Source organism: Paenibacillus sp. FSL R10-2199, from assembly GCF_038000235.1.
GTDB lineage: Bacteria > Bacillota > Bacilli > Paenibacillales > Paenibacillaceae > Paenibacillus_AQ > Paenibacillus_AQ phytohabitans.
Genome location: NZ_JBBOBO010000002.1, coordinates 384,189 through 403,694, shown reverse-complemented (window position 1 = coordinate 403,694; position 19,506 = coordinate 384,189). Strand labels below are relative to the sequence as shown.

General features: G+C 49.8%; 18 protein-coding genes and 1 pseudogene. 14 read left to right on the top strand and 5 right to left on the bottom strand.

The window, feature by feature from the left end; translation table 11 throughout:
• Positions 1–28 precede the first annotated feature (28 nt).
• Entirely contained in the window at positions 29–1,486 is a 1,458-nt protein-coding gene (locus NYE33_RS29825; protein WP_039300205.1) for a glycoside hydrolase family 1 protein, read from the top strand.
• Between the two features lie 83 nt (positions 1,487–1,569).
• Here the strand turns inward: NYE33_RS29825 and NYE33_RS29820 are convergent, their stop codons facing one another.
• Positions 1,570–2,610 carry an HD-GYP domain-containing protein gene (locus NYE33_RS29820; RefSeq protein WP_039300202.1) on the bottom strand — a complete coding sequence of 347 codons (1,041 nt, stop codon included), beginning with the start codon at positions 2,608–2,610 and terminating at the stop codon, positions 1,570–1,572.
• A gap of 66 nt (positions 2,611–2,676) precedes the next feature.
• Positions 2,677–3,402 (bottom strand): molybdenum cofactor biosynthesis protein, encoded by a 726-nt coding sequence (locus NYE33_RS29815; RefSeq protein WP_341068955.1) that lies wholly within the window; start codon positions 3,400–3,402, stop codon positions 2,677–2,679.
• 152 nt (positions 3,403–3,554) lie between these two features.
• Between NYE33_RS29815 and NYE33_RS29810 the strand changes: the two genes are divergently transcribed.
• From NYE33_RS29810 to NYE33_RS29755, 12 genes and pseudogenes are all read left to right on the top strand, one after another.
• Complete coding sequence (locus NYE33_RS29810; protein ID WP_340988189.1) at positions 3,555–4,994, top strand: bifunctional metallophosphatase/5'-nucleotidase; 1,440 nt, start codon at positions 3,555–3,557, stop codon at positions 4,992–4,994.
• 74 nt (positions 4,995–5,068) lie between these two features.
• Positions 5,069–5,896, top strand: coding sequence for an undecaprenyl-diphosphate phosphatase (locus tag NYE33_RS29805; RefSeq protein ID WP_042211663.1), 828 nt, complete (start codon positions 5,069–5,071; stop codon positions 5,894–5,896).
• 152 nt (positions 5,897–6,048) lie between these two features.
• Positions 6,049–7,152, top strand: a complete 1,104-nt coding sequence (locus tag NYE33_RS29800; protein WP_042135295.1) for an HD-GYP domain-containing protein — start codon at positions 6,049–6,051, stop codon at positions 7,150–7,152.
• A gap of 209 nt (positions 7,153–7,361) precedes the next feature.
• Positions 7,362–8,504 (top strand): radical SAM/CxCxxxxC motif protein YfkAB, encoded by a 1,143-nt coding sequence (gene yfkAB, locus NYE33_RS29795; protein WP_076242709.1) that lies wholly within the window; start codon positions 7,362–7,364, stop codon positions 8,502–8,504.
• Positions 8,505–8,522: 18 nt separating this feature from the next.
• On the top strand, positions 8,523–9,881 hold the full coding sequence (locus NYE33_RS29790; RefSeq protein WP_042135299.1) for a hemolysin family protein: 1,359 nt from the start codon (positions 8,523–8,525) through the stop codon (positions 9,879–9,881).
• Positions 9,882–9,950: 69 nt separating this feature from the next.
• Positions 9,951–10,211: pseudogene (locus NYE33_RS29785) on the top strand (DUF1989 domain-containing protein); the annotation flags it as partial.
• Between the two features lie 451 nt (positions 10,212–10,662).
• Positions 10,663–10,947 carry an ArsR/SmtB family transcription factor gene (locus NYE33_RS29780; RefSeq protein WP_042135303.1) on the top strand — a complete coding sequence of 95 codons (285 nt, stop codon included), beginning with the start codon at positions 10,663–10,665 and terminating at the stop codon, positions 10,945–10,947.
• Between the two features lie 99 nt (positions 10,948–11,046).
• The gene (locus NYE33_RS29775) at positions 11,047–12,483 is read left to right on the top strand and encodes a hypothetical protein (protein WP_336101265.1); all 1,437 of its coding nucleotides are present in this window, start codon (positions 11,047–11,049) and stop codon (positions 12,481–12,483) included.
• A gap of 366 nt (positions 12,484–12,849) precedes the next feature.
• Positions 12,850–13,065 carry a spore coat associated protein CotJA gene (locus NYE33_RS29770; protein ID WP_042135306.1) on the top strand — a complete coding sequence of 72 codons (216 nt, stop codon included), beginning with the start codon at positions 12,850–12,852 and terminating at the stop codon, positions 13,063–13,065.
• A gap of 3 nt (positions 13,066–13,068) precedes the next feature.
• Positions 13,069–13,335 (top strand): spore coat protein CotJB, encoded by a 267-nt coding sequence (locus tag NYE33_RS29765; protein ID WP_076242711.1) that lies wholly within the window; start codon positions 13,069–13,071, stop codon positions 13,333–13,335.
• Positions 13,336–13,382: 47 nt separating this feature from the next.
• Positions 13,383–13,952, top strand: coding sequence for a manganese catalase family protein (locus tag NYE33_RS29760; RefSeq protein WP_039306375.1), 570 nt, complete (start codon positions 13,383–13,385; stop codon positions 13,950–13,952).
• A 377-nt stretch (positions 13,953–14,329) separates the two neighbouring features.
• Positions 14,330–15,148 (top strand): serine/threonine protein kinase, encoded by an 819-nt coding sequence (locus NYE33_RS29755; RefSeq protein WP_336101264.1) that lies wholly within the window; start codon positions 14,330–14,332, stop codon positions 15,146–15,148.
• Positions 15,149–15,226: 78 nt separating this feature from the next.
• Here the strand turns inward: NYE33_RS29755 and NYE33_RS29750 are convergent, their stop codons facing one another.
• The 3 genes from NYE33_RS29750 to NYE33_RS29740 all read right to left on the bottom strand — a co-directional run bounded on the left by NYE33_RS29750 (position 15,227) and on the right by NYE33_RS29740 (position 16,747).
• The gene (locus NYE33_RS29750) at positions 15,227–15,439 is read right to left on the bottom strand and encodes a hypothetical protein (RefSeq protein WP_336101263.1); all 213 of its coding nucleotides are present in this window, start codon (positions 15,437–15,439) and stop codon (positions 15,227–15,229) included.
• A 163-nt stretch (positions 15,440–15,602) separates the two neighbouring features.
• On the bottom strand, positions 15,603–16,364 hold the full coding sequence (locus NYE33_RS29745) for an SDR family oxidoreductase (RefSeq protein WP_076242714.1): 762 nt from the start codon (positions 16,362–16,364) through the stop codon (positions 15,603–15,605).
• Positions 16,365–16,381: 17 nt separating this feature from the next.
• Positions 16,382–16,747: a MerR family transcriptional regulator gene (locus NYE33_RS29740; protein ID WP_076242715.1), complete on the bottom strand. Its 366-nt coding sequence runs from the start codon at positions 16,745–16,747 to the stop codon at positions 16,382–16,384.
• A gap of 589 nt (positions 16,748–17,336) precedes the next feature.
• Between NYE33_RS29740 and NYE33_RS29735 the strand changes: the two genes are divergently transcribed.
• The gene (locus NYE33_RS29735) at positions 17,337–19,505 is read left to right on the top strand and encodes a type I secretion system permease/ATPase (protein WP_341068953.1); all 2,169 of its coding nucleotides are present in this window, start codon (positions 17,337–17,339) and stop codon (positions 19,503–19,505) included.
• Position 19,506 lies beyond the last annotated feature (1 nt).

Below are 19,506 nucleotides of genomic sequence, written 5' to 3'. Positions count from 1 at the left end.
ACTTACGACTTATAAAAAGGAGATACACATGACTAATTTCAAACAGAAATTTCCGGATAACTTCCTGTGGGGCGGGGCTACGGCCGCGAACCAGCTGGAAGGCGCTTTTGATCAGGGCGGCAAAGGCCTGTCCAGTGCGGATATGGTAGCCTACGTGCCCAAAGCAGAGCGTAGCAATGATCATGCCATCGAAATCAGCTCCGAGCGGATCGCGCAAATTCTGTCCGGCGAATTCAACGCACGTTTCCCGAAACGAGAAGGGGTCGACTTCTACCACCGCTACAAAGAGGACATCGCTTTATTTGCGGAAATGGGCTTCAAGGTGTTCCGTCTGTCGATCAACTGGGCCCGAATCTATCCGAATGGCGATGATGCCCAGCCGAATGAGGCCGGTCTTAAATTCTACGACGATGTATTCGATGAGCTGCATAAATACGGGATAGAGCCGCTGGTTACCCTGGCGCATTACGAAACCCCGCTCGGTCTGACGCAGAAATACAACGGCTGGGCCTCCCGCGAACTTGTGGGCTGCTTCACCCGCTATGCCGAAACGGTGTTCCGGCGTTATAAGGATAAAGTGAAATACTGGATCACCTTCAATGAGATCAACATGATGACCCTTAGCCCGTTCACCGGCGGCGGTGTTGTCATTGACCGTGCCGGGAATAAGCTGCAGACGATATACCAGGCCCTGCATCACCAGTTCATTGCGAGCTCGTTGGCTACCAAGCTGGTGCATGAGATTATCCCCGGTTCCCGGATGGGCTGTATGCTGGCGCGGATGGAGAGCTATGCGGCTACCTGTAATCCCGAGGATGTGCGGCTGAACCAGCATGAGAATCAGCTGAACCTGTACTTTACCGATGTCCATGCACGCGGCGAATATCCGAAATATATGGACCGTTATTTTGCAGAGCACAATATTGAACTTCACAAAGAGCCGGGCGATGATGAGCTTCTGAAGCAGTACACGGTGGATTATGTGGCATTCAGCTACTATATGACCCTCACGCTGTCAGTTAGTCCTGAAGGCGAGCGGGCGCAGGGTAATCTGTTCGGCGGGATAAGAAATCCTTATCTCAAAGCCTCGGAATGGGGCTGGCAGATCGACCCGACCGGGCTGCGGATTATGCTGAACACGATGTATGACCGTTACCAGAAACCGCTGTTTATCGTTGAAAATGGGCTTGGGGCGTATGACAAGGTTGAGCCGGACGGCTCCATCCATGACAGCTACCGCATCGATTATCTAAGACAGCATATTGCCCAGATGAAGGAAGCCATTATGGACGGTGTGGAACTGATCGGCTATACAAGCTGGGGACCGATTGACCTGGTGAGTATGTCTACTTCGGAAATGTCGAAGCGCTATGGCTTCATCTACGTGGATCTGGACGATGACGGTAACGGGACGTTGGACCGTTCGAAGAAAGACTCTTTCTATTGGTACAAAAAGGTCATCGCCAGCAATGGTGAAGAGCTATAGCCTGCGTTAAAAGAAAAGGAGATTCGCTGACCCGTATCCGGGTTCAGGAATCTCCTTTTTGCATGAATGTATATGTAGCCGGCCTATTCCATATAGATCTCTACGACCGCAATTTTGCGTTCGCGCGACAGATCAAGGAATTTGCCTTCGCTCTGCACGAGCGGCCGGAAGACATCCAGCGGGTTGTTCATAATAATTACCCCCATATCTCCGGTGCTGAGCAATACGCGTTTGCCGATAAAATTAGGCATTAGATGCTGAATGAAGGCTTGTACCGGTTTGCCGTTCAGCTTGCCGAAGCTGAGCGAGTTGATCTCGCGCAGTACGGAAATCAGCTCCTGCTTGGACTGGTAGACCCGGTGGGAGGTCATGGCGCTGTATATATCGGCTACCGCTGCAATCTGGGCATAAGGATGAATATCGTTCTTGGTAAGCTGGTGCGGATAGCCGGATCCGTCTTCACGTTCATGATGCTGCAAGGCGACTAAAGCTGTGAAAGGATCATTCATGGAATTCTGAATGATTTCGTGCCCGTAAACCGTATGTAGTTTGATTTCGTCGAATTCGGCAGCGGTCAGCTTGCCGGGTTTGTTCAGAATATCAGGGGAGATCCGGCATTTGCCGATATCGATCAGGTATCCTGCACGGCCGATCTCATAACACTCCGCCTTGGAATATCCCAGCCAGGAGGCAATATAATAAGATAGCATCCCAACCTGCAGGGAATGGTTATAGGTATAATTGTCTTCCCGGTCAAGCAGCAGAAGGAGTGAGACGACATCTTTGTGTTTGTCGAGCGTGGATAACGTCGGCTGGAGAATATCGTCTACAACGGACTGATTGAAGCTTCCCTTAGTGAGTGCTTCCATATATAGAGATTCAAAACCATCGATCATGATGTCGAAGCTGCCGGAAGCAGCCTGGATGATTGAGGACCTGCTTGAGGGTGCGGGTTCTTCCTGCACCGTTTCAATATCTACATAATCTACGCCATGCTGTATCAGCTTGGCGATCTCCTCCAACTGAAGCCGTGATCCTTTGGGGAGTACATGCAGCCCGCGTGAGCTGAAGGTATCCATCCGCAGATGATCACCCGGTTTTAGATCCATGACGTGTACTCTCAATGAATATGCCACCTTACTATAGCGATTTTTTCCAGCATAGCAACAAAGCCGGGAATATTCAATGGTTTAGGAGTACTGTTTATAGCTGGAGGATTCTTCAGCCTGGGGATCTTTCCCGAGCCACTGTGAGCCTGAATCCCGGATGTCCTTTTTCCATACGGGGACTGAGACTTTAAGCGCCTCAATGGCGTAACGGCTGGCCTCATAACAGGTATCACGATGCGGTGCGGACACGGCAATGACAACACTGGCTTCTTTGATCCCTACGAGCCCGATCCGGTGTGCAATTGCGCAGTGAGCCTGCCAGCGTTCTTGAATCTCAAGGCCTATTTCCTGCAGCTTCTTCAGAGCCATGGGCACGTAAGCTTCATAATGAAGGGCGTTTGTCTGCTGATCTCCAGTCATCTCCCTGGTCGTGCCGACAAAGAGGAGTGAGGCTCCGTGGTTAACATCCTGTACCTTCTCCAGGAGCAGCTCAGCCTTCAAGGGCTGATCAGTAATGCTGTACAGGCCGTCTGCTGTCTCGTCAGCGGCAGCTTCAGGTTCTCCGCCGGACACGGGCGGGATCAATGCCACCTCGGAGCTTTCGGCAATCTCTGTATCATCTGGGGCATATTCCCGGTCAACGGCAACCAGGGATACATTGATCTGCGGAGCAGCATCGGGATACGAAGCGGAGAGCAGTTCTTTCAGTTTGCCGGCTGTCAAAGGCGACTCATGGGCATGAAATGTCAGAGTAGAGGAGCCGATGACTTCGGCCAGACCCGCAAACAGTCGAATGGACACATGCATGATTAAATCACCTCGTAATTACATAAGTTAGGACAGCTTATAATGATTACAATATACCATAATGAGCCTGAAAATGTTATGCTAACTCTAGAAGAGCACAAGCCTGCCGCTTACACTATAAACGGCTGTACAAGTGGGAGGGAAGCAAGCTTATGAAGCCTGAGCCGCAAAGATTAACCATTCTTCATACCAATGACATACATAGCCATTTTGAAATGATGAGTCCTGTCGCGGCAGAGATTTCTGCAATGAAGGCTGCTGCAGGCGAAGGTCCGGTGCTGCTGCTGGATATCGGCGACCATATGGACAGGGCTGCCGTAGAGACGGAAGGCACGATGGGGCAGGCTAACATCGATATTATTAATCTGACCGGATATGATGCCGTAACTATCGGCAACAACGAAGGCCTTACCTTCTCACAGGAGATGCTCTCGGCTATATTTACCGGCATCCAGTGTCCTGTGGTGTGCTGCAACTTCCTGGAGTCTGCAACCGGAGAGCCTCCGCATTGGATGCAGCGCCATGCTATCCTGGAGAAGGACGGGATCAAGATCGGGCTGACCGGTGCCACGGCAGCGTTCACTTCTTTCTACTCCCTGCTGGGATGGGATGTGCTTGACCCTGAAGAAGCGCTGCGTGAGCAGTGTGAACTGCTGGCACCGCAAGTGGATATCCTAATCATTCTGTCTCATCTGGGGCTGCCCGCAGACCAGAAGCTGGCAGAGAATCTGGAAGGTGTACATGCCATTCTGGGCGGACATACCCACCACATGCTTGAGAAGCCGCAGATGATAGGCGGCACGGCTGTATGCGGCGCCGGCAAATTCGGCCGGTACCTCGGACGGCTGGTATTTGAGCGGGATCAGCCGGACGGAGTCTTCCGGCTGGCTGAAGGGGGATGTACCGCAGTCAATGGCGCGCTGACTGAAGAGATCATCGCTCCGGCGGCAGCAATTCACCTGCAGCGCGGCCGTGAGGTGCTGCAGGAGACCGTTGCCATCAGCGACCGCGGGCTGCCGCTCGACCTGCAGGGCGAATCACCGTTTGGCAACCTGCTCGCACAGGCTGTCCGCCGCTTCACGGGCAGCTCCTTCTCGCTTGTCAATTCCGGGCAGCTGCTCGGCTCCCTGCCGGAGGGTAATATTACGGCAGGCATGCTGCATGCCCTATGCCCTTCCCCGATTAATCCGTGCATTGTACAGCTCACCGGCAAGGATATCCGCACTGCGCTGGAACAGAGTCTAATGGAGGAATACCGCAACAAGGTAATCTACGGCTACGGATTCCGGGGGAATATGCTGGGCAGTCTGGCTGTCGACGGATTAAAAATCTTGTACGATCCAAGGGTCATGCCGTATGATAACGGTATTGCGATTTTTGTCGGCGGAGAGAAGCTGGAAGACGGACGGGAGTATAGCGTCGGCACGCTGGATATGTTTACATTCCGCACCGGGTATGAGAGTATAGCGAATGGCCGGGAGCCTGTCTATTTGCTGCCCCATTTTCTGCGCGATCTGCTGCGGATGGAGCTCCAGCGCCCGGGGAGTCTCGATGAGAGCGAAGTTGCCCGCTGGGTGAGCCTGGCCACCTGATACATCCCGCAATTCATTCAAACATTAGAAGTCATAGCTGCACCAGGTTTCATTGACTAGATCAGGAGGATTATATGGATACAATTACAGCAATAATTCTGGCAATTGTAGAAGGAATAACCGAGTTTATCCCGGTATCATCAACGGGACACATGATTCTTACCACGAAGCTGCTGGGGTTTGACGAGCAGGATTCCATTATGAAGACGTATGAGATTGTCATTCAGCTTGGGGCCATTCTGGCCATTGCCATTGTCTACCGCCAGCGGATTCTGAATCTGCTGGGGATCGGCCGCAGCGGCAGAAGCAGAGGCGGAGTCATGCCGGCATCACGCCTGAACCTGATTCATGTGCTGCTGGGTATAGTGCCTGCGCTCGCCGTAGCTTTTTTCGCCCGTGATTTCATCAAAGGCCTGTTCGGCGCATCTACGGTTCTCTGGGCACTGGTGGCCGGCGGGATTCTGATGATCGTCGCGGAATGGGTCAACAAACGCAAGATTCGCGTGACCGCGCATGAGCTGGATGATCTGTCCTACGGGCAGGCGTTGGCGATAGGACTCTATCAGATCATTTCCGTACTCTGGCCAGGGTTCTCCCGTTCCGGTTCGACCATCTCCGGGGGGATGCTCAGCGGGGTCAGCTACAAGGCTTCGGCGGATTTCTCCTTCCTCATCGCGATTCCGATTATGTGTGCGGCCTCGGGCTATGAACTGCTGGATTCCTACCGCAATTTCACGAATGATACGATCTGGTATTTCGCCATTGGCTTCGTGATTTCTTTCGTGGTGGCCTATGTGGTAGTTGTTCTGTTCATGCGGATGATCCAGAAGATCAGACCGACCCATTTCGCGATTTACCGGTTCATACTTGCGGCTGTCTTCTGGCTGTTCATTATGCGTTAAGCTCATCGGCTTGGCATATCACCGGGCAGGAGATGCAGTCTTACATACATGCGCTTGTCCGGTCGCTCAAGGTAACGGTATAGGCACAGCGTTTGACCCAAGGATTCCGAAACAGAATAGCAATTTACCGTTAAAGGCAGGAGTGAGCCAAGGTGCGTTTAGTATCCGTGAATCGGCTTCAGGCGGGAATGAAGCTGGGTAAAAAAATTTATAATGATGAAGGACTGGTTCTGCTCGCTGATGGAGTAGAGCTTACTGATGCCCTGATCAAGCGGCTCGCTAGGATCGATATCGGCTATATCTATATAGAGGATTCCGTCACGGAAGATGTCGTGATTCCCGGAATGCTGCAGGATGAGACGCGAAATCAGGCGCTCAAGGTAATCAGAAATCAATTTCAGCAAATGTCCGGCGCTTCGGGAATTACCAAAGGCTTCTACCACCTGGATAAGAAATTCTCCAAAGTGATGGATTCCATACTGGACGATATGTCGGCTCAGGAAGATCCGATGATTATGCTGCTGGATATGCACACCGCAGACAACTATCTGTATGTGCATTCCCTGAACGTATGCCTCTACACACTGGTGCTTGGCATTGCCCATGGCTACAGCAAGGAAGAACTGCGGGTCATTGGACTCGGTTCGCTGCTGCATGACATCGGCAAGACACAGATTCCGGTCAAAATTGTTCAGAAGCCCGGGATGCTTAGTGAAGATGAATTCAAGCATATGCAGGCGCATACCGAGATCGGTTACCGGATTCTTAAGGAAGAGCCGAATATCCCGCTGCTCGCGGCCCATTGTGCACTGCAGCATCATGAGCGGATCGACGGTTCCGGCTATCCGCGCGGTCTGACTGGTCCGCAGATTCATGAATATGCGAAGTGGCTGGGTGTGGCGGATTCCTATGATGCGATGACCTCCAACCGGATATACAAAAAAGCCATGCTGCCGCATCAGGCGGTCGAGGCGCTGTACGTCGGCTCCGGCACGCTGTATGAGCAGAAGCAGCTGGAGATTTTCAGAGACCGTGTGGCGATCTATCCTCTGGGGCTTACCGTCAAGCTTAGCACCGGCGAGAGCGGTGTTGTGGTCAAGATTGATCCCAGCATACCGCACAGACCCGTTGTACGTGTGCTTAACGGCCCGGAAGGGGAACCGGTCACCCCTTATGAGCATGATCTTGGCAAAGCCCTCTCTGTGGTCATTGTTGATGTGACTGACGGGGGAGAGCTTATAGTGAAGAGCACTTGATTAGCGTTGTTAGCAGCGAGGAAAGAATACAGGTGTCCGCTTGGCTGCGGAGCTGTATTCTCAGCCTTGCTGTTTTTTTGAAATTAAAGCAAATAAGCGGCAGATGCGCAGTTTTTCGCTTGTCGTGGTATGATATAGCGTAAGTTATCGTTCTTTTTCAATTGTTTTGGGTTAATAATAAGGAATAAGCATTAAAGGAGCATTAAGAAATGAGTATATTAGAGCCATCATCATCATCAATACCTGTACAAGAGCTGTCGCCGGAGTACGATCCCTGGGATCCGATTACCTCTCTTCGCCAGCACGGGCGGCATGTGCTGACCAGCGTAGAGATGACGGTGACCAATCTGTGCAACATGCGCTGTGAGCACTGCGCAGTTGGAGACAGCCTGACTATGAAAGAAGGGGAGCTGCTGCCACTCACCAATATGCTGCGCCGTCTGGAAGAGGTAGAGCATCTGCAGACCATCAGCATCACCGGCGGGGAGCCGATGTTCCGTGCCGGAACGGTGGAGAATACCATCGTGCCGCTGCTAAAATATGCACGTGAGCGGGGGATCCGTTCTCAGATCAACTCGAATCTTACCATGCCGTATTCCCGTTATGAGCAGCTGCTTCCATACCTGGATGTCATGCATATCTCTTTCAACTATGTTAACGGGGATGACTTCCATGAGGTGGGCTTCGCGAACAGCGGGCATCCGGTCTCGAAGGAAGCCGCCTACCGTCTGTATGACACCATGCTGGAGAATTCCCGCCGGCTTAGCAATGACGGTATGCTTATCTCGGCGGAGTCGATGATTAATTACCGTACGCATACCAAGCTCCCGCAGATCCACAAGCTGATCGGGGAGATGGGGGCAAGACGCCATGAGGTGCATCCGATGTATGCCTCCAGCTTCGCTTCGAAGCTGCCCGTATTGTCACTCCAAGAGATGAATGCAGCCATTCATTCCCTGCTGGATGCCCGGGACCCTGAGATGTGGATGCTGTTCGGCACGCTGCCGTTCTTCGCCTGCAGCTTCCTCGAGGAAGACCAGCAGCTGCTGCGCAGACTGCGCAGTGAGAAGAATGTTACTCTGCGCAATGACCCGGACGGAAGAAACCGGGTGAACGTAAATTTATTTACGGGCGATGTATTCGTAACAGATTTCGCCGATATTTCCGCATTTGGCAATATCAGCAGCACCAGGCTGGATGACATTTTCACCGAGTGGCAGACTAAGCATCCGCTGAATCAGAAAGTGAATTGCTACTGCGATGCCGCCGGCTGCTGCGGGCCCAACCTTCTGGTAGCCGATATGTATTATCCTGAGGTTGATTTCAAGACAAGAAAAGCGATCACTCTGTAGAAATGGGGCGTTATTATAGTGCATACGGAATTTGACATAGGAAGCTTAGTGCTTAATCTTTTGCTCGTTCTGGTGCTCGTATTATTGAATGGGATCTTCGTTGCGGCGGAGTTCTCGCTGGTAAAGGTCAGACAGTCACGTCTGACCCAGCTGGTCAGCGAAGGCAACAAAATGGCCGGGTATGCGCTGAAGGTCAATAAAAGACTGGATTCGTATCTGTCTGCCACCCAGTTCGGGATTACGCTCGCCTCGCTGGGACTCGGCTGGGTCGGAGAACCGGCGATCTCTGAGCTGCTGGTGGAACCGCTGATGTATCAGCTTGGCGTATCGGATCAGACCCTGATCTCTACGGTATCTGTGATTATCGGGTTCTCGATTATTACCTTCTTACATATTGTGCTGGGTGAGCTTGCACCGAAGTCCCTGGCGATTCAAAAAACTGAAGGCTCAGCGCTGCTGCTGTCCGCTCCGCTGATGTTCTTCTATAACGTGTTCCTGCCCTTCATCTGGGTGCTGAATGCGTCAGCTAATGCGCTGCTGAGGCTGGTTGGTGTTGAACCGGCCAGTGAAGCCGAAGCTGCCCACTCTGAAGAGGAGATCCGTATCCTGATGAATCAGAGTGCGAAGAGCGGGGTTATCGACAAGGACGAGATGAAGCTGATGGACAACATCTTCGAATTCTCCGATCTGCTGGCCCGTGAAGTGATGCTCCCGCGTACGGATATGGATGTACTGTACAGCAATCTCCCGCTGGAGGAGAATATGCGGATCATTACGGAAACGAAGCATTCCCGGTATCCGGTAGCCTTCGAGGATAAGGACCGGATTATCGGCTTCATCCATATTACAGATCTTCTCTTCGCACCGCTAGAGCAGCAGAATGACCTGGCTTCACTGGTCCGGCCGATTCTGAATGTTCCGGAATCGATGGAGATCAGCCATGCGCTCCGTCTGATGCAGAAGAACAAAGCCCAGCTGACCTTGGTCGTAGACGAATATGGCGGGACGGCGGGGCTGCTGACCGCCGAAGAGATTCTGGAAGAGATCGTCGGCGATCTGCATGACGAATTCGAGGATGAACGCCCGAGTGTGGAGTATAGCGGAGAATATATTTCCGTTGAAGGCCGCATGCTGATCGAAGACGTGAATGATCTTACTGGCGTCATCATCGAGGATGAAGAAGTGGATTCGATTGGCGGCTGGCTGTTCAAGGAGCTGGAGGGGAATCCGTCCAAAGGCAAACAGGTGGTGGTCGGCGACGTCACCTTTGAGGTAGAGGAGTCCACCCGGCTGCGGATTACCCGGATTAATATTCACCGGGCGAATCCGCCGGAGTCCGCAGAGGATGCAGAAGATACGGAAGAAGATAAAGAGTAAGCAGGGCAATTGCTGAAATGAAGCAGTTAAAATGTAACAGGGTACACTTGCGAACCCCGCTATTACGAAATGCTGGAGCTTGCCAAACTTCCGGAAGGCCACCGTTATGCAAAAAGAGACCTGTCTCCGAACATTAACTTTTTCATGAATGTACCTGTAACGCCTGAGGGCGGGTTAACGTTTGAGGATGGCGTATCCGGACCAGGATGTTATGTGGAGCTCCAATCCAGCTGCCATTCCATGGTGCTGATCAGCAATTGCCCTCAATTGAACAATCCATGCAACGCCTATAATCCTACGCCGGTCCAAGTGCTTATTTGGAACGAATAGAGCAGCTGGATTATATTGCATACGTTAACGAATACATTTGGCAGCCAGTCTAAGGACGGGCTGCTTTTTGGCGTGACCGGTAAAGAACTTCAATTTCAAAAAATTATTACATCAGGGCTGGCTACATTTTCTAGAGAGTGCCCTTCACCTTACGCACCGCTATCCACATAGACAGGAAGGATCTGTTTCAAGTGAATAATGTTAGCGTTGGCGAGCAGGACAAGCAGGACCATGATCATAATAATCGGTCCTAGGAATTCGCTGCAGCGGACAATCCCTTCGATCGATCCCGCATAAGTAACTTATGTAATTAACAGCACCATCAGCAGAATAATTGATTTTATAGGCGTTTCTGGAAGGGGATAAATATAGAGCCCTTGACATTTGTTACATGCATCGTTAATATATCGATATATATAAATGTATTAATATATGGAAAGGGGGGCCTGCTATGAAGCTTGACGACAACACGCTAAAAAATGCGGTGAAAATATATAAAGCCCTCGGGGAGCCTACGCGATTGAAAATAGTTGCTCTGCTCAGCAAGCATGAGGAACTCAGCTGTTCCGGGATCGGGGAGCATTTGAACTTTCCGGGTTCAACTCTTTCCCATCATTTGAAGCAACTGCAGGAGTGCGGCCTGCTTGAACTGGTAAGAAAAGAAGGAACCTATCATATCTATAAGCTAAACCAAGCAACACTTAAAAATTATATTTCAGCAGAGTTTGAAATGTAATTTTTTTTGCTCAATATATCGATATATTTAAATGTATTAAAGGAGGGATATCCGAGTAACCGTCCGCTTCATCTTATATCACTTTGGAGGTGTTCAAATATGTCAAGCTATACCTTAACAGCAGACAATAAGAAAATTACGTGGGGAACTTCTGTTGAGATTGCTCCGTTACTCCGTGCCAAGCCTTCTATTCTTACAGTGCAGGAGGATGGGAGCGTAGATTGGCGTCTTGCCGAGGGAGTATATGTAGCCAAGGATATTGTAAGAGAACTGGATATTTTATTGGAAGCTGTGCTGCTTAGACTTGGTGAAGCGGCGGATCACAGGCTGCTGCTGGATAATCTGCAGGCTAATCTGGCGATTGAGGGCAGAGAAGCGGATTTGCCGCTGGGTCAGCTGGAACTTACAGGAAAAGCCGGAGTTGAAGTGACCCGCCAAGCCAGACAGATTGGGGAAAAGCTGTCCCTTTGGGCCCGCGAATATAATGTGGAGAAGTCAGCTGCCAGACAGCATGACCCTCAAACGCTGGGAAATGTGTATTTCCGAAGCCATTGCGAGAACCATCTTTGGACGCACAGAGTAGCGGATTTATTGATGGGTCCGGCTGGAGGACCTGTTGTTATGCAGATGTTCAATGAATATTTGCACCAGTTCATTCTCCTAAGAGATGCGCTGCTTCCTTTCGAGAATTGGGAAGAGGTTCCGATTGAGATCAGGCAGGGGGCAGGCAGCGACAGAGGAGTAAGATTTATTGAACAACCGCGTGCCAAGTTCCTCACGGCAATTATGAGCAAGAAAATCACGCACAAAGCGTTGGTTGAATACGCACAAGGCTGGTTAAGTCCTGAATTATCCGCTGTGGGATACGGGTTCCAATACCGGCTGGGGACGATTCTTCCGGCGAGTCTGAACGGACATCCGGGAACTGCCCCGGGCTATCTTCTTCAGTGGTATCCCGTATGGACGGTTTTGGCGGATGCTGCAGGTGCAGCTGTGCCTGTTGCTTTCCGCTACGGGGAAGAGGAGTATTTTGCGGCACCGCGAAGCCAGGTCCTTGCGGGGGAAGCATGGAATCTGGCTCAGCCTGATCCACAGCAATTGCAGCATGTCACCGAAGCACGTATCGTCCCGATTACGGTTCAAGATCGTGTACTCCTTAACTATGATTTGGAGCTGGATGGGGTTACCTATCGGGTGGACCTGGGTCAAATCTTCAGAGGGCATCGCTTTATGTACCGGCCGAACGGTCAGGTTGAACCCGGGCTGCCAGCAAGCCCCGCAGAATATGCGGATATTACCGGACACCGTCCAGCAGATATTCTCGGCTTGCCGGGGCTGGTCACGGATAAGGAAGGCATCCATGTGATCTCCGCCGGAGGAAATCCGCTTGTGCTGTGGGCCTTGCTCGGGAAAATATACCCAGAGAATGTTGTTGTGTTAGACAGCCTTTCCGATCACGGGCTCCGGTCTGCCCAAAGTGCGGGAAAAGGATTTGGACCCAAATTTTTATTGTCTTTAGGAAATTCTGGACAGTGAAAAGTTCTTGTCGGCGGCTGCAGAAAGCGTAAGGTCAGATTTATCGAAAATGAACAAGACAATTTTGATATGCCGTTAGACGGGGCTTTGAGTAGAGGGATTCACATAACTACATATTATCCGTATTCTTTTACCGAGCTCTGTCCATGACTAAAACAGACGCAGAGGAAAATAAAGATAAGCGAGAGAATCGTCGAAATAGCGGCTATATTTTAACGGGAACATAAAGAAGCCATTACAGGGCTGCTTGATGTTCCCTTTTTTGCGAAGGGGTTCTATTCCTCTCTGGAGCCGTCATAAATTAGTTAGGAAGGTGAGATCTGGAATAATAAAGGTATACCATTAATCTATAAGGAGGAATGATCATTGAACTCCCAGGAGCGTGTATGGACGCCGTACAGGGGACCGTTTGATCCTTGTCCGCCGGTGCCGTTCAAGACGTATGTAGTACCGCCGAACCAATTCATTAATTTTCAGCCCCCGAATCTGCCGCAGTTCTCCCTGCCGGAAGCGCTGAAGTACGGAACGCTGTGGCCCGCGCTGTTCAGCCCGTATGAGTCCAAGTCCAAAGGAGGGAAGTAGGCGATGGAAGCTAATCCTTGCGAACCCCGTTATTATGAAATGCTGGAACAACTGCAGGTGCTCGATTTCGCACTTGTTGAGCTGAACCTGTACCTGGACACCCACACGGAGGATCTGAAGGCCATAGAGCAGTTCAATCAGTTGACCTTCGAACGCACCAAGCTGGCGAACCAGTTTCAGGAGCTTTACGGACCCCTGCAGAATTTCGGGCGCGCCTACTCCAAGTGTCCATGGGAATGGAGCCAGAGCCCTTGGCCGTGGCAAGTCTGAACCGTAGGACGGAGAACATAAAAGTCTGAGGAGGGGGAAGCACACGAATGTGGATCTACGAGAAGAAGCTACAATACCCGGTGCGTGTAGGCAAATGCGATGTGCGGATGGCGCGTTACCTGATGGAGCAATACGGCGGTGCGGACGGGGAACTGGCGGCGGCCCTACGTTACATGAATCAGCGCTATGCAATACCGGATAAGGTTATCGGTGTATTGACCGATATTTCGACCGAGGAATTCGCACACCTGGAAATGATTGCTACAATGATATATAAATTGACAAAAGATGCATCGATCAGTGAACTCGAAGCTGCCGGGCTTGGCCCGAACTATGCACAGCGTGACCACGCGCTGTTCTACCAGAATTCAGCAGGGGTCCCCTGGACAGCTGCGTATATCCAGGCCAAAGGTGATCCGCTGGCTGACCTCTACGAGGACATTGCCGCCGAAGAAAAGGCCCGGGCTACATACCAGTGGCTGATCGATATGACGGATGACGTGGATCTGCAGGACAGCCTCAAGTTCCTGCGGGAGCGGGAGATTGTGCATGCGCTAAGATTTAAGGAGTCTGTGCAGATTCTGATTGAGGAACGGGATAAGAAGAAGGTGTTCTGAGGAGCTTAATCCTGCCCAAAATACAACATTTCGCTCATGAATTCGAGCCTAACCGGAAATTGTTGTACAAAAGGCAGGATTTCTGCTTGTCTACGCGGCTATGCGGGATCATTGTTGTATTTCATACATGAATCCTCGCGAACCCTCAGGTATCTTGGAGTCAAAGCTGCAAAACGTACAACATTGTTGATACATAACTAAGGGGCTGTTCCCAAAGCCATGAAATGGGCTGGTTGGACAGCCTCTTTTTCCTGTAGCTAACTCCCTGCTTAAGTGCTGCCTTGCCTCGACTCCGGTGCCAGATACCGTCATCTGTGAGATAATACTGCTACTGATAATCTATCTGGTGCAGGAAGCGGAGAGGGGGCGTAATGGTTATGGCATTTGAACGGTGGCGCGGGTTCATCCGGGCCTGGCGGGATTATCCCTTCCCGGAAGGGGCTGTAATTGGCGGGAATTATACAATAGAGGCATTGCTGGGAGAAGGCAGCTACGGGCTGACGTACCTTACCCGGAGTCCTGAAGACGGGACGCCTCTGGCACTCAAACAGTCCAGACCCAGTAAGAAAGCGGTTGGCCGGGCGATGCTTGCCAGAGAGAGTACAATTCTACGGGTAATGGAGCATCCTAACATTCCGGCTTGCCGTGATTATTTTGAATATAAAGGCTCGAATTGGCTGGTTACCGATTACATTGCGGGGAAGACGCTGGAGGATCTGATCTTTGATGAGCGGATTGTCTACGGTGAGCGGGAGTGTCTGGCCACGACACTGAAGCTGATGGAGCGGGTTGCCCATGTCCATTCTCGCGGATACGTTCACCTGGATCTGCGGATTCCCAATGTGATTCTCCAGAATGAAGACCTGTACTTAATTGATTTCGGATTGGCAGCAAAGATTGGAGAGGCGGATACCGTGCCTGGGCGGCTGAAGCCGAGGGAGAAAGGGCTGCCGGAACATAGGCCACCAGAGATCACCTCGGATTTGTACGATGTAGGACAACTGATGCTGTTCATGCTGTATTCCGGTTATAAGCCTGTACGGGGAGGGGCGGAGCGGAGCTGGCGGGAAGAGCTGGAGCTGTCGCCGGGAATGCTGCAGATGCTGTCCCGTCTGCTTGGAGAGCAGGAGGCCTATACGGACACGGCTGTGTTTATTCGTGAGGCTGAAGAATTGTATAAGAGTCTGCTGCGTTGATATCTGTTCAAAAAAAGGCGCCCTCAGCCAAATGCTGGGAGGCGCCTTATGAATGTGTAGGAAGTAATCAAGCTGACATCAGCTTGAACTGCCGTAACGGTTCTTATAGTATTTATGTCCGGTTCCTCCGCGGCGGGCGTCTGATGAGGAATGCCGTTTGTATCCGTGGCTGCTGCTTGAATGCCTTCTGGAGATTGGCCTCCCTTTATGACTGCTCGAATGCCTGCGGTGACCGCCATGTTTGGACTGCTCTACGGAGTGCAGGACTTTACCAAGAATTTTCTTAAACATCTTGTTTCCTCCTCTTAGGTTGTAGTAGCCATTGCAGTGCGGCTTTAATCGTTAGTTACCCTTAACTACGGCCTCCGTACCCGGCAGGTTTCAATAAAAATAAACCCCGTCCATTTGCGGCGGGGTTGTTTGTATACCAAGCGTAATGAGCGCGATGATTATGTTATTCAATATAACTCTTCATTGCCTGATACATATTGACCGCGTATTCATCGATCTTATCCCGCGACATGCGCAGCCGGTCCACTGAAGTGCCATAGCCGATTTCCTGCAGTCCCTCCGCTAATCCCTGGAAGATTCCATCCGTGAACGCATCTAACGGTTCGCCGTGCACATGCAGCCCGCTTCCGCCGAGATCCGTATTTACTGCCGGAGGTGCAATCTCGATCACTTCTACAGAGGTATCAGAGAGCTGGAGTCTCAGGCTCATCGTGAAGGAATGGAGCGCCGCCTTCGTCGCTGAATAGATCGGGCCAATGGCAAACGGTGTGAAGGCCAGGCCGGAGGTGACGTTGAGGATAGCCGCCGCTTCCCGTGCTGCGAATAATGGAGCGAATAGCATAGCCAGATGAAGAGGGGCTTCAAGGTTAGTTGTGATTTCTTGATTGAAATAAGCCCAGTTGTTTCTCGCATCTGCTTTGAGTACATTGAAGCGCTGCTGGGTCCCGGCATTGTTCACTAACACATTCACTTCGGGATAGTTCGCAGTTACCCAGTCGAACAAGGCGGTACGCTCGGATTCTATATTCAAATCACTTACACGGGTAATCAGGCCGGGGAACTTGTCCTTGGCATCCTGTAGGACCTGTTCACGCCGTCCAGTAATGATGACTGTATTTCCGCCGCTGATGAAGCGTTCGGCAAAAGCGAGACCGATTCCCGAGCCTCCGCCAGTAATAAGGATTGTGTTTCCTGTAAGTTTCATTTTAGAACCTCTTCTCATTATTTTGATAAATAATTTGTATAACGGGCAATTTTCTTGTCGATGCCCTGCAAGGATTCTGTCATGAGTGCAATTTCCGCCAGCACAGCCTGCTTGTGCTCCTGAAACATTTTAAGCCGGAGTTCAGTCGTGCTCTCCCCTTCTAATATCCAGTCCACATATTGCCTGATACTGCTGATGGGCATATGCGTATTTTTCAGATAAATAATGATCTTAAGGAAAGCAATACGATTCTCCGAGAATATCCGCCTCCCGGCTTCATCACGCTCCATCTGTGGCAATAAACCCTTTTTCTCATAATAACGGATCGTTGATTCCGGAATCCCTAACTGGGCTGCAGCTTCGCTAATGGAAACATATTTCATCTGGAGACCTCCATGGGGTTGTTTACTTGTCGACAGGAATAGGATACGACTTAAACCATGGTTTAAGTCAATGGAATTTTTTGGAGGGGGGGAGGGGGAGATGATTTATGGTAATGCAATAAAAACATTACTAATGAACTACATCTTATTACCCTGGTAATTTAAGTATGCGAAAGGTTCCTGTAACTCATAAGGGTTTAATGTACTATAATAACAAAAAATGTTATATGAGTATAAACTATTTAATAATGTTGCCGATAAAACATAATATATATTCCATTTTAATGAAAATATACATATTTATTTAAATTTTTAATTGATATCTCCGTAATCCAAAATTCCTATCCAGTGGTAATGAAAAAATGAACAATCAAGAAATGTTAACTAATCCAGGTACAAAGACCCCCGGGGATTAAAGCAAACTACCCGGTAGGCAAGCTGAAGTTATTAAATCCAGTCAACCCTCGGGAAAACCGACATTCTCATGGTTTACAATCATTTCCATTCAAAAAGTTAATGATTAATCCAAAATCCTGTTTTAATTACATATAGTATAAATTCGGATTTGACTACATTACAAAGGGTGCAAATGATGAAGGCAGAAGTCTTAGAAGAAAAGAGTACTCAGCTCAACGAAGAGGAGAGGATTAGGAAAATCGATACTGGGCTGCACTGCTTAATTCTGGTAGCTAATTACCATAACATCTCAGCAGATTACGAGCAGATTAAACATTCTTTTGCAATTGATGATGATGGGATGAATACGTTGCAGATGCTTAAAGCATCCGCAGAACTTGGTCTAAAATCTAAGAAGGCAAAGGTTCAACTGAAGCGATTATTCAAGCTGCCATTACCTGCGGTTTTGATTACCAAAGAGGGGGAGTATCTGGTTCTCGCTAAAGTGAACGAAGATCAATTTCTGATTTTCGATCCGCTGATCGGTAAACCGTCTTCTCTCTCTACACAAGAATTGATAGGGCAATGGAGCAACGACATCATTTTATTCTCTCCTAAAGTGAAAACGGAGCATACGGAAGAGTTCGGAATCAAGTGGTTTCTACCTGCGCTATGGAAGCATAAAAAGATACTTGCGGAGGTCCTGCTGGCGTCTCTATTCATTCAATTATTCGGGCTTGTCTCTCCTTTAATTACTCAAGTCATTATTGATAAGGTACTAGTTCACCATGGACTCTCGACCTTGAATGTGCTAGCAGTTGGTCTGTTGATTATAATCACATTTGAATTAATTCTGGGAATCAGCCGTACATATGTCTTCACCCATACGACCAGCCGTGTGGATATAACTCTCAGCACAAAGCTGTTCAGTCATTTGTTTCGCCTCCCCTTATCCTATTTTGAGAACAGAAGAACAGGTGCAACTATTGCCAGGGTCCGTGAATTAGAGAATATTCGCCAATTTCTTACCGGATCGCCTTTTACGGCTGTACTTGACCTGTTATTTATTGTTGTATACATAGCTGTCATGTTTGCGTACAGTTCTAATTTAACTTTTATTGCGTTGGGTACGTTGCCTTTATATGCTCTGCTGTCTTTAATCTTTACTCCATTACTGCGTAACAGGCTAGAGGAACGATTTCAACGCGGTTCAGAATCTCAATCCTACCTGGTTGAAGCGGTGTCCGGAATTCAGACGATCAAATCATTCGCGCTTGAGCCCATTTCTCAGAAGAAGTGGGAAGGACTGCTATCCAATTATACGAGAGCTACATTTAAAGTACTCCTGTTATCCGGTACGGCGGGTTCTCTTGCCCAATTCATACAAAAAATCTCTAATCTTGTTATCTTGTTCTATGGCACACATTTGGTTCTGGCAGGGACAATATCTGTCGGACAACTGATTGCTTTTCAGATGCTCGCCTCACGTGTAAGTGATCCGGTATTACGGCTGGTACAAATGTGGCAGGACTTTCAGCAGACCGGAATTTCCATTAACAAATTAAAAGATATTTTTGAGGTCAAGCCGGAACCGGCGGTCTCCGTATCCAAAACTAGGTTGCCTCGGATTCAGGGGAAGATTGCCTTTGAGGCTGTCACCTTCCGCTATAAAGTGGGTGGCCCGGAGATTATAAGAGATCTGTCTTTTGCTATTCCGCCAGGAACAGTCGTGGGAATCGTAGGCCGAAGTGGTTCCGGGAAAAGTACGGTGTCGAAGTTAATCCAGCGGCTCTATGTGCCTGAGTCCGGTAAAATTCTGATTGATGGGGTAGATATTTCTTTGGCTGATCCCTCATGGTTACGCCGACAGATCGGTGTCGTCCTGCAGGAGAACTACTTGTTCAGCGGAACGATCCGGGAGAATATCGCTTTAAATAACCCGTCTGCCCGAATTGAAGATATTGTGCGGGTGGCTAATTTGGCCGGGGCACATGACTTTATTATTGAGCTGGCAGAAGGCTACGATACGATGGTTGGCGAACGGGGAGAAGGGTTATCCGGCGGCCAACGTCAAAGAATAGCTATTGCCCGGGCATTGCTGTCGAACCCGCGAATTCTTATCTTCGACGAAGCGACCTCCGCGCTGGATTATGAATCAGAACGCATCATTCAGAATAATCTGCAGAAAATCTGTGCGGGCCGTACAGTAATTATTATCGCGCACCGGCTCTCTACACTCAGAACAGCCAGTAAGATTATCGTGCTGGATAAAGGACATCTAATTGAAGCTGGATCACATCAAAGCTTGCTGGCAAACAAAGGGCTGTACCACTATCTCTACAACCAGCAGGAGAGGGAATAGA